The following is an 11,093-nucleotide window of genomic DNA, read 5'->3' on the forward strand; positions in this document are numbered from 1 at the left end:
CCGCCGACGGACACGCCGGTGCCGCCGACAAGCACGCCAGTGCCCGCGCCCACGAGCACGCCCCGGCCCACCCGCGAGCCGATAAAAGATTAATCCACGCTCAGCAGGAATGCAGGAGTGGCAATGCCGCTCCCGTCATAGAGCGTTGGGGTTTGGCGGCAAAGCCGCCAAACCCCAACGCTCTAGCGGAGTCAGGCCTCTGGGGTCGGCGCGGGCAAGAGGAAGCGCAGGCCAATCTCAAGGGCCAGGGGGATGATCAGCAGGCTCAGGAGCGGTGCCCAGATCGGGCTGAGGGCGAAGAAGAGCACCGTGGGCGGGATGGCCAGGATGACCGCGAAGATCGCCATGCCCAGGCTGCCCCATCCCACCGCCACAACCACGCCGATGATCGTGAGCCCCACGATGAAGCCGTCGGCGCAGGTGTTCAGGGCGAATCCGCTGTAGCAGGCGTAGAGCGCCGAGGGGCCGGCGATGTCGAAGGGCAGCCCCTCGGTGTCGAAGAAGGTCGGCAGGGCGTAGCGGCGCAGCATGTAGAGGATGGCGCCGACCGTGATGACGATGTAGGCGCGCACGATCCGGTTCTGAAGAAATTGCATAATGCCTCAGACATACATAGAGACGCCCCAGCGGGGCGTCTCTATGTATGTCTGCCCCTGGTAGCTCACGGTTTATCCAACGACCACATTCACCAGCTTGCCGGGCACCACGATCACCTTGCGGATGGACTTCTCGCCGATGTGGCTGCGCACCCGGTCGCTCTCCATCGCCAGGGCGCGCAGCTGATCCTCGCTGGCGCCCACCGGCACCGTCAGCTTATCGCGCACCTTGCCGTTCACCTGGAGCACCACCTCGACCTCGTCCTCGGCGGCCAGGGCCGGGTCGGCCGCAGGCCAGGGCTGCTGGTGGACGCTGTAGCCGCGCCCGGTGCGCGCCCACAGCTCCTCGGCCATGTGCGGGGCCACCGGGGCGATCAGCAGCACCAGGGCCTCGGTCGCCTCGGCCCATGCCGGCGTGCCGGCCATCCCGCCGTCGCGGGCCTTATACATGGCGTTGGTGAACTCCATCAGCGCCGAGATGACCGTGTTGAACTTAAACTCGGCGATGTCGTGCTCGACGCGCATGATCGTCTGGTGGGTGACGCGGCGCAGCTGGCGCTCGCTGAACTCGCCGGACTGGCCGGCCTCATCGCCGGGGTTCAGCACGATTCGCCAGACCCGGTCGAGCCATCGGCGCACGCCGGGCACGCCGTCGGTGTTCCAGGGCACCGCCGCCTCGAAGTCGGAGATGAAGCACTCGTAGCCGCGCAGGGCGTCGGCGCCGTGCTTGGCCACCACCTCATCGGGCGTGATCACATTGCCCTTAGACTTCGACATCTTCTCGATAACGATCTGGCCGTCCACCTCGCGGGCGGGGGCCAGGATCAGCCCCTGGTTGCGCAGGCGCTGGAAGGGCTCGAAGAAGGGCACCACGCCCAGGTCGTACAGCACCTTCGTCCAGAAGCGGGCGTACAGCAGGTGCATCACCGCGTGCTCGGCCCCGCCGACGTACATGTCCACCGGCAGCCAGTAGTCCAGCTCCTCGGGGGTGGCCAGCTGGCCGGGGTTCTTCGGGTCGGCGAAGCGCATGTAGTACCACGAGGAGCATGCGAAGGTGCCCATCGTGTCAGTCTCGCGGCGGCCCGTGCGGCCGTCGGGCAGGGCCACATTCACCCAGCCGTCGATCAGCGACAGCGGCGACTCGCCGGTGGCCGTCGGCTCATAGCTCTCGACATCCGGCAAGGTCAGGGGCAGCTCGGCCTCGGGCAGCGTCAGCTCCAGGCCATCCTCGGTGTGGATGATCGGGATGGGCGTGCCCCAGTAGCGCTGCCGGCTGATCAGCCAGTCGCGCATCTTGTAGTTCAGGCGGCCCTGGCCCTGGCCGCGCTCCTCCAGGTAGGCGATCGTCCGACTGATCGCCTCCTCGCCGGGGAGGCCGTTGATCGGCCCGGAGTTGATCGGGCTGCTGTACTCGCTGTGGTAGATCAGATCCTGGTAGGCCGGCACCGTGGCCAGGTAGGCCATAAAGCTCGGCAGGGCGTCGATCTTCAGCGCGGTGCGGATGCGGCTGCTGATCTGCTCGTCGGCGGCGGCCGAGTCGAAGGCGATCACCGCGTCGGGGAAGATCGCCAGCCAGCCCGAGCCGACCACCTCCGTCCAGCCCTCGGTCAGGTGCGGGCGCACCAGGTCGGCGTAGGCCTGGGCCTGGGCGCCGGCCAGCGTCACCGTCAGGGCGCCGCCCTCGTCGCTGAAGGCGTACCCCGCCGCGCGCAGCGCATCGGGCAGCGCCGGGTCGTAGGTGCCGGGGCTCAGCAGCGAGCGGGCCGCGTCGTCGCTGCGGGCGATCACCGGGATGATCGGCAGGCCGAACTTCAGGGCGAAGGCGAAGTCGCGCTCGTCGTGGGCGGGCACGGCCATGATCGCGCCGGTGCCGTAGCCCATCAGCACATAGTCGGCCACCCAGATCGGGATGCGCGCGCCGTTCACTGGGTTCAGCGCGTAGCCGCCGGTGAAGACGCCGGTCTTCTCCTTGTCCTCCACCGGCACCACCACCGCGCCCTTGACCTTCGCCTCGGCCACGTAGGCCGCGACGGCCTCGCGCTGCGCGGCGCTGGTCACGCTCGCTACCAGCGGGTGCTCGGGCGACAGCACCATAAAGGTGGCTCCCCACAGCGTGTCCGGCCGTGTGGTGTAGACAATAATTTTATCGTCGGGTTGGGGCGCAGCAGTCGCAGGGCGATGAGCCGCCTGCGGCTCATCGCCCTGCGACTGCTGCGCCCTTACAAAGATCACCTCGGCGCCCTGGGATCGGCCGATCCAGTTGCGCTGCATCGCCACGATCCGGCTCGGCCAGTCCACCGTGTCCAGGTCGCGGTCCAGCCGCTCCGAGTAGGCCGAGATGCGGAAGAACCACTGCTTCAGAGTCTTCCGCTCGACCAGCGCGCCGGAGCGCCAGGCGGTGCCGTCGGGCAGCACCTCCTCATTGGCCAGCACCGTCTTATCGACCGGGTCCCAGTTCACCGTCGCCTCGCCGCGGTAGGCCAGGCGGAATCGCTTTAGGGTGTTCTGCCGCTCCAGGGGGCTGGCGGCGTTCCACTCCTCGGCGCTCACCTGCTGGTCCGACAGGGCCAGGCGCAGCCGGCTGGTGCCGTGCTCGGCCAGCTCGGCCTCCAGCTCGGCGATCGGCCGGGCCTTATCGGCCCGCGTGTCGTACCATGAGCCGTACAGGCGCTGGAAGATCCACTGTGTCCAGTGGTAGTACTCTGGCGACGATGAGTTGATCTCGCGGCTCCAGTCGTAGCTCGCGCCGATCAGATTCATCTGCCGCTTGTAGTTGTCCGCGAAGCGGCGGATCAGCACCGCCGGGTTCGTCTTCAGCTTGATCGCCGCGTTCTCGGCGGGCAGGCCGAAGGCGTCCCAGCCCATCGGGTGCAGGACGTTATAGCCCTTCATGCGGTAGTGGCGGGCGATCACGTCGGTGGGCACATAGTTGCGGCAGTGCCCGACGCTCAGCCCCTCGCCGCTGGGGTAGGGGTAGAAGTCCAGAATATAGTACTTCGGCCGCTCGTCGGCCGGCGCGGTGCGGTACAGGTCGTCGGCGGCCCAGCGGTCCTGCCACTTCTTCTCGATGGCGGTCGGGTCGTAGCGATCAGTCTTATCGGGCTTTGCGTCGCTCATGATGTTATAGGCTCCTTAAGAAGTGAGCACAGGCAACATGCCTTGCAGCTCGTCTGACGAAGATACGGACGCAAAGGCCACTAAGGTCAGGTTCCGACACGGTGCTCACCTCCCTTCCGGAGCTGTACGAGGGTACAGGGTACAGGGTACAGGGTACAGGGTACAGGGTACAGGGTACAGGGTACAGGGTACAGGGTACAGGCAAGTCCTATCAGGCAGTTTCCCTGTGCCCTATCCGCTGTACCCTGTACCCTGGTATAAACACGCTTACGTAGGTAACTGTGCGGTATTATAGCACAGCTACGCCATGGATCGCTCCGCCAGAGGTCGCACCTAATAGATAACTTGACATAGTAAAAGGACGCATTGATGAATGTCAACGCCCTGCTCATCCTGCTCGCCGCCATCGTCAGCGAGGTTATCGGGACAACCGCGCTCAAGTTCTCTGACGGCTTCAGCCGGCCCGTGCCGAGCATGGTCGTCGTGGTCGGCTACGCCCTGTCCTTCTACCTGATGTCGCTCTGCCTACGGGACATCCCCCTCGGCACCGCCTACGCGATCTGGTCGGGCCTGGGCACCGCCGCGATCGTGCTGATCGGCGTGCTGCTCTGGAAGGAGTCCCTCGACCCGGCCCGCGTCATCGGCATCGCCCTGATCATCGCCGGCGTGATCGTGCTCAACTTCCTCTCGAAGCCTGCGGCCGCGTAAAAGAGAGGAGTGGATGGCGAGGGCTTTGCCCTCGCCATCCACCCCTTCTCCATGTGCGCACTTCGCGTTCGTGCCCTCCGCGCCCCTCCGTGTCCTCCGCGTTCCAAACGCCCTACTTTCGCACCAGCGGCAGGTACACCTGGCTCAGCTCGGCCACCACCAGCGCGCTTGCCGCCCCCAGGTCGCTCCCCGGCCCAGATACGCTCACGCTCAGCGTCGTGACCATGGACAGATCAGACGCGCTCAGCTCGGCGCGCAGGGTCTGCCCGTCCACGAAGGTTGTCGCTCGCGGCGCGCCGCCCACCTGGACGACGCTGGCCGCTGTGAAGCCGTAGCCCAGCACGCTGATCTGCCGGTTTGTGCTGCCCTGCTGGATCATTGAGGGGCTCACGCTGAGCGTGAGGTCGAGCTCAAAGGCGCCGATGTCACAGCCGCCCAGCTGCGGCCGCGCTACGCCGCGCTGGTCTGTGGCGGGGCAGCCAGAGCCGGCGTTGAGCGCGGGGCTGCCCGCGCCGATCGCCAGCGTCTGGGTCGGCCCGCCGTTGTCGGCCAGCGGGCTGAGCAGCGGGTCGCGGAACGCGGGCAGCCCCGTCTGCTCCGGCGCGCTCTTGCCCACAAAGCAGGTCACGTCGTTGTAGAAGTTGCCGCCGGTGAGCCGCGGCGGGTACTGCAGGTTCGGCCCGTCCTCCTGCAGCTCCGAGGAGCAGTGCTGCTGGATGTCCCATGTGTTCGGGCCGTTGTCCGCTGTGTTGTGGGCGAAGATCGTGTTGCTCACCCGCCCGCCCGGCCCGTCGGCAACCTTGCTGTTGCTGATCGCGCCGCCGACCCAGCCGGCGCTGTTCTCGGCGAAGGTGCTGCTCGCCACCGTGAACTGCTCGGTGTTGTTCACCACATAGAGCGCGCCGCCGTTGGCGTTATAGCTTGTGCCGTTGGCCCGGTTGCGGTAGAAGCTGCTGTTGACGATGCTGATCCGCGCCCGCTGGGGGAAGGCCAGCGCGCCGCCAGAGCCGTCCTCCACGCCGCCGCTGACCAGCGTCTTCCTCACCGAGTTGCCGCTGAACAGGCTCGCGCTGATGCTGATCGTCGGGTTGCCGCCGGTGCCGCCGCCGCCGATCGCCCCGCCCTGGGCCCGCGCCCCGCCGACCACGGCGTTATTCACGAAGCTGCTCTGGCCGATCTCGGCCCGGTTGCCGTCGTCATACATATTCAGGTGGATGGCCCCGCCCGAGTTGTAGCTGCGGTTGTCGCTGAAGCTGCTTCCCACAACGCTGAAGACCCCGGTCGGGCCGCCCAGCCCGTCGATCGAGATCGCGCCGCCGAAGCCGTCCTGCGGGCGCGCGCCGATCGCGCTGTTGTTGCTAAAAGTGCTGGCCTCGATGCTCAGCCCGCTCTGGAGGATATGGATCGCCCCGCCGGCGCCGTTGCTGGCGTCGTTATCGATGAACTGGCTCCCGCTGATGGTATGAGATACAAAGATGGACAAGTTTTAGAACTTAAAATCGCTGCAATGCCGTAGGTATGGTGATTGATAATCCGGCTCGCCCCGCTGCCCGCCAGAGTGATCACACCGCCGCCGTCGATGGTCGTCTCCGGCGCGGTGATATCGAGCGCGCTGTCGATGACGATCGTCGCCGGGCCGCCGCAGTTGAAGCTGATCATCCCGCCGCCCACAAGCTCGGCCGCCAGGGCGGCGCGCGTGCAGCTCGCCGGGCTGCCGCTTCCTACGATCTTCGCCTGTAGGCCGATCGTCTGAGCCTCGGTCATTCCCGCGCCGATCAGGATGAAGATCGCGCCAAGGAGCAGTGGTCGGAGCATGTGCTACCTCCCCCGGATTGCCGTTAACTAAATTTATACTTTTAGTATAACGACAAGACGGGCGGTACCACAACGGTACGATCATCCTATGGAGCTACTAGCACCGCGCCCACCTCGGCCTCGTCGCCGAGCGGCTCGCCGCCCTCGGCCCAGGCCGGCAGGCGGATATTATCCTTCTCGGGGCGATACAGGCCGACGATCAGCCGGTACGATCCTGGCGTCAGATCCGCCGGCAGCGCGAGCTGATGCAGATCTGCCACCCAGTCGCCGGGCGTCCAGTAGGTGAAGGGCAGGGTCGCCCCGCGCGGCCGGCTCTCGGTGCGGGCCACCGTCTGATCTGCGGCGTCGCGCAGCTCGATGAACACCGTCCAGCTGCGCGGGATGGGCTCCAGGCTATTCCAGGTCAGGCTGATCGGCAGCTCCGCGCCGGGCGTGGCCGGGCCGCCCAGCCGCCAGCCGCGCAGCACCACGCCGCGCTCCCAGTCGTTGGCGTAGCGCAGATAGCTTGGCGTGCCCAGCTCCGCCTGCGCCTGCGCCGGCGGCAGCGTATCCCACCGGTAGGCCGGCGCGATCACGCCGAAGGGCATAGAGAGCGCCAGGCAAAGGTAGAAGGTAAAAGGCAAAAGGTAAAAGGCCTGAGATTTTACCTTTTGCCTGTCGCCTTTTATCTTGCTCAGCCCCCCTGCCAGCAGGATGCCGATCGCCGCGATCGCCGGGAAGAGCATGCGCCCCTGCCATGCCACCAGCCCGGCGGTCGCAGCGAAGCTGAGGGTCCAGGCGAGGGCCATCGCCAGCGAGATCACGGGGCCAGTAACGTGAGAGGGTAAAAAGGGGTTTTTGCGGAGAGGGCCAAGCCCTCTCCGCACCTCTCCCAACGCTTGTGTCAGCCAACCGATCACCGATCCTGCCACCAGTACGCCATAGGCCCAGATCGTCCATAGTGGCGGCTCCACACTCATCCAGCCGAAGCGGGCCCAGAACGAGCCGAAGAGCTGGCCGAGCGCCCCGGCCCAGGCGGCGGGGTCGCCCCAGGCGAAGGGCTGCCCGGCGAACTCCGCGCTGAACAGCGCCGCCCCGAAGAGGTCGCCATAGAGCTGCCGGTTGCGCAGGTACCACCAGCCGGCCACGAGCAGGCTCGTCAGCCCCCAGGCCAGGGTGTAGCCGGTCGCGCGGCGCATGTCGCCCCGCGCGGCCCGCCAGCCGGCCCAGAGCAGCAGCGGCCCGAGCAGCAGGGCACTCTGCTTGGTGAGCAGGGCCAGGCCGAAGAGCAGCCCGCAGATCGTAAACGCCACCCAGCTGGGTGCGGGCCGTCTGGCGAGGGCCAGACAGCGCCAGAGGATCGCCGCGCCAAGGGCGGCCAGCAGCGGGTCGTTGCTCACCAGGGCGCAGCTGAAGAGGAACTGCGGGTTGAGCGCCACCAGGGCGGCCGCCAGCGGCGGGGCGTCGCGCCGGCCCGGCCAGAGGGCGCGGGCTGCCAGGTAGGTACACAGCACCGTGGCGGCCCCGCAGAGCGCCGAGACTGCCCGGGCCACGCGCCAGACGAGGGTGCTGCCCCGCCAGGGCCAGTACTCGCGGCTGCCGCGCATAAAGGCCGCCGGCTGGTCGCCGCCGGCCCAGACAAAGGCCCGGTTAGCCGTCAGCACAATCTGCCGGTCGTCGGCGGGCAGCCATGCCACCGCCGGCGCAGCCAGCATGTAGGCCAGGGGCGGCTGGTGCCCCTCGCCGGGCACATCGCTCTCGGCCGGGCTGGCGCCCTGCACCGGCAGGCGCCCCTCGCGGGCCAGAAACAGCACATAGGCTAGGTGCCCCGGCTCGTCCGGCCCCTCGCCCAGAGGGATATTCGCGTTATAGATGGCACAGAGAGCAAGGAACAGCAGGAGTAAACCAAGGATTGACCAGCGCTGAGAGAGTCTCATCAGAAAATCACTGAGGCACTGAGCCACTGTGGTAATGAGTCTTGTGGCTCGCTTTGCTTCACCACCTCAGTGCCTCAGTGCCTCAGTGCCTCAGTGCTAGCCGAACTGCTCGACGAAGCGCACATCGCCGGAGTAGAAGTTACGGATGTCGTCGATGCCGTACTTCAGCAGGGCGATCCGCTCGGGGCCGAAGCCGCCGGCGAAGCCGCTAAAGATCTCCGGGTCGTAGCCGCCGTTGCGCAGCACAGTCGGATGGACCATCCCGCAGCCGCCGATCTCCAGCCAGCCCGAGTGCTTGCAGATCCGGCAGCCCTTGCCCTCGCAGAGGAAGCAGCTCACATCCATCTCGGCGCTCGGCTCGGTGAAGGGGAAGTAGCTCGGCCGCAGCCGCGCCTTTGTGCCGGGGCCATACATCCGCTCGGCGAAGAATCCCAGCATGCCCTTCAGATCCGCCATCGTGATATTTCGCCCGACGGCGAGGAACTCGAACTGGTAGAACTGCATCTCGCTGCGCGCCGTCACCTGCTCGTTGCGGTAGCACTTGCCCGGCACCAGCACGCGCAGCGGCTGGGGGGCCGCGCGGCGCATGGCGTGGATCTGGGCGTTCGAGGTGTGGGTGCGCAGCAGCACCGACGGCGCCTCCGGCGGCATCTCCACATAGAAGGTGTCCTGCATATCGCGGGCGGGGTGGTCGTCGGCGAAGTTGAGCAGGCCAAAGTTGTTTGAGTCGAGCTCAACCTCGGGGCTCTCATCGAGCTGGAACCCCATCTCGGCGAAGATCGCGTGGACCTGTGCGATCACCTGGTTGGTCAAGTGCGTGTGGCCGAGGGCCGGCGCGTGGCCGGGCATGGTCACGTCGATCCGGTCGGAGGCCAGCTCCGCGTCCTGCGCGGCCAGCTTCAGCCGGGACTCGGCGGACTCGAAGGCGGCATCAAGCAGCACGCGCAGCGCGTTCAGCCGGCGGCCCAGCTCCGGCCGCTGCTCGGCGGGCACGCTGCCCATGCTGCGCAGGGCGCGGGTGAGCGCGCCGGCCTTGCCAGTGTATCGGCTCTTCCAGTCGGCCAGGCCAGCCATATCGCCCACGGCGGCGAGGTCAGCCTGGGCCTGGGCCTCAAGGGCTGTCAGCTCATCGGTGATTGTCATCGTTCCCTGTCTCCATTCGCCTGGGGTTGCGGGCCTACGGGCCAATTATACGTTCTCTCGCCGCACTGCGCTGCGCCCCTACGTCCGCCCTCGGCTCCGCTGGCGGAGCGCCTCGAACAGGATGATGCTGCCCGCCACGCCGGCGTTGAGCGAGTCGGCGCGGCCGAGCATCGGGATCGCGATGTGGTGCGTGGCCATGCCGAGGCCCTCCGGCCCCACCCCGTGGGCCTCCGAGCCGATGATCAGCGCGGCGGGCTGACGCCAGTCGGCGGCGTAGTAGGGCATCGTCGCCTCGGCGCTGGCGGCGTACACCAGCGGGGAGTCGAGCAGCTCCATCACCAGATCGTCCCAGCTCAGGTCGCCGCGCAGGGGCAGGCTGAAGTGGGCGCCCATCGCGGCGCGCGCCACCTTCGGGCTGTAGATGTCGGCGCAGCCCTGCGAGCAGAGCACCATGCCGACCCCGGCTGCCTCGGCCGAGCGCAGCAGCGTGCCGAGGTTGCCGGGGTCCTGGATCGCGTCGAGCACGAGTTTTAGGCCGGGGCGCGGCGCGATCTCGGGCCAGGCGACGGCTGCCACCACCCCCTGGGGGCTGCGGGTGTCGGCGGCGGCGGACACTGCCACCTCGCCGGCCTCGTAGCAGCCGGGCCGCTCGGCCAGCCGGTTGAGCAGGGCCGCGCCCGCCGGCGTGCCGCGCAGCTGATCGGGGTTGTAGAGGGCCACCCGTAGCTCAGCCCCGGCGTCGAAGGCGTCCGCCACCAGGCGCACGCCCTCGATAACGAAGCTGCGCTCGCTGCGCCGAACCCGCGGGTCGGCGCGCAGCGAGCGCAGGTGCTTGACGTATGCGTTGCTTGCGCTAGAGATCACGATCCTATAACCTACATGGATCACGTAACGCCCGACGGCGAGAGGCTGGGGCCACAGGCTCCACAGGATGATCATCGTAATTGGTGGAACGTGCCAGCTTCGCTGGCACGTTCCACCAATTACGATGAGGGTTTTTAGGGCAGCCGCCCTACACGCGATCCGTGGGCCTACGCCGATGCGCTGGCGGCGGGCTTAGACGAGGCGGCGGCGACAATGTCGCTGAACGCCTTCGGGTCGCGGACGGCGATATCGGCGAGGATCTTGCGATCGAGGTTGATCCCGGCCATCTTCAGGCCGTTGATCAGGCGGCTGTAGGTGGTGCCGTTCAGGCGGGCCGCCGCATTGATGCGCTGGATCCAGAGCCGGCGGAAGTCACGCTTCTTGTTGCGCCGGTCGCGGTAGGCGTAGGCGAGGGCGTGCATGACCGCCTCGTGGGCGACCCTGTAGTGCCGCGAACGCGCGCCGCGAAATCCCTTCGCCTGATCGAGTAGCTTGCTGTGGCGCTTACGCGCCATCATGCCACGCTTGACACGAGCCATAGTATGCGATCCTCCAAAGAATAGGCAGGTCAGGGGGTGGCAAACCGAACCCTGAGCTTCGCCCTGCTATACACATGTTGCAACAGGAACCTGATCACATGAAATCCGACACGAAGGCGTCGGCGTTCACGCGACTATTCCTGGCATGGTTTTGTCCGTCCGCGAACGTTGTGTGTCGCGCTGGCCCTACTTCAGGCCGTAGGGCAGGGCAACCGCGATGTGGTTGCTGCTCGTCAGCGACATGGGCTGATCCTTGCCATACCGGCGCTGGGATCGCTTAGGCCGACGGCGCTTGTTGCCGCGCACGCCCTGCTGCTGCATCACCTTGCCGGTCGCCGTGATCTTAAACCGGCGCTTGGCACCCTTGTGGGTCTTCATCTTCGGCATAACTGTTC

The 11,093-nt window shown here is 67.2% G+C and carries 10 protein-coding genes; 2 read left to right on the top strand and 8 right to left on the bottom strand.

What is annotated here, in order from left to right; translation table 11 throughout:
• Positions 1-191: 191 nt before the first annotated feature.
• Positions 192-596, bottom strand: coding sequence for a hypothetical protein (locus tag K2Z83_RS03780; protein ID WP_220593847.1), 405 nt, complete (start codon positions 594-596; stop codon positions 192-194).
• A gap of 72 nt (positions 597-668) precedes the next feature.
• Positions 669-3,713 carry a leucine--tRNA ligase gene (locus K2Z83_RS03785; RefSeq protein ID WP_220593848.1) on the bottom strand — a complete coding sequence of 1,015 codons (3,045 nt, stop codon included), beginning with the start codon at positions 3,711-3,713 and terminating at the stop codon, positions 669-671.
• A 369-nt stretch (positions 3,714-4,082) separates the two neighbouring features.
• On the opposite strand from K2Z83_RS03785, the gene K2Z83_RS03790 reads away from it, so the two are divergent.
• Positions 4,083-4,421, top strand: coding sequence for a multidrug efflux SMR transporter (locus tag K2Z83_RS03790; protein WP_220593849.1), 339 nt, complete (start codon positions 4,083-4,085; stop codon positions 4,419-4,421).
• Between the two features lie 112 nt (positions 4,422-4,533).
• Here the strand turns inward: K2Z83_RS03790 and K2Z83_RS03795 are convergent, their stop codons facing one another.
• Positions 4,534-5,904, bottom strand: coding sequence for a choice-of-anchor Q domain-containing protein (locus K2Z83_RS03795; protein WP_220593850.1), 1,371 nt, complete (start codon positions 5,902-5,904; stop codon positions 4,534-4,536).
• A gap of 42 nt (positions 5,905-5,946) precedes the next feature.
• On the opposite strand from K2Z83_RS03795, the gene K2Z83_RS03800 reads away from it, so the two are divergent.
• A complete protein-coding gene (locus K2Z83_RS03800) occupies positions 5,947-6,174 on the top strand; it encodes a hypothetical protein (protein ID WP_220593851.1) in 228 nt (75 codons plus the stop codon).
• 148 nt (positions 6,175-6,322) lie between these two features.
• Here K2Z83_RS03800 and K2Z83_RS03805 read toward each other — a convergent pair whose 3' ends face one another.
• The 5 genes from K2Z83_RS03805 to K2Z83_RS03825 all read right to left on the bottom strand — a co-directional run.
• Positions 6,323-8,152: a DUF2142 domain-containing protein gene (locus K2Z83_RS03805; protein ID WP_220593852.1), complete on the bottom strand. Its 1,830-nt coding sequence runs from the start codon at positions 8,150-8,152 to the stop codon at positions 6,323-6,325.
• 96 nt (positions 8,153-8,248) lie between these two features.
• Entirely contained in the window at positions 8,249-9,295 is a 1,047-nt protein-coding gene (pheS, locus tag K2Z83_RS03810) for a phenylalanine--tRNA ligase subunit alpha (RefSeq protein WP_220593853.1), read from the bottom strand.
• Between the two features lie 78 nt (positions 9,296-9,373).
• On the bottom strand, positions 9,374-10,159 hold the full coding sequence (locus tag K2Z83_RS03815) for a TrmH family RNA methyltransferase (RefSeq protein ID WP_370650046.1): 786 nt from the start codon (positions 10,157-10,159) through the stop codon (positions 9,374-9,376).
• Between the two features lie 167 nt (positions 10,160-10,326).
• Positions 10,327-10,698 carry a 50S ribosomal protein L20 gene (gene rplT, locus K2Z83_RS03820; RefSeq protein ID WP_220593855.1) on the bottom strand — a complete coding sequence of 124 codons (372 nt, stop codon included), beginning with the start codon at positions 10,696-10,698 and terminating at the stop codon, positions 10,327-10,329.
• A 186-nt stretch (positions 10,699-10,884) separates the two neighbouring features.
• A partial coding sequence (locus K2Z83_RS03825; protein WP_255603258.1) for a 50S ribosomal protein L35 occupies positions 10,885-11,093 on the bottom strand: 209 nt, incomplete at its 5' end.

The sequence above is a fragment of the Oscillochloris sp. ZM17-4 genome (assembly GCF_019599295.1).
Taxonomy (GTDB): domain Bacteria; phylum Chloroflexota; class Chloroflexia; order Chloroflexales; family Chloroflexaceae; genus Oscillochloris.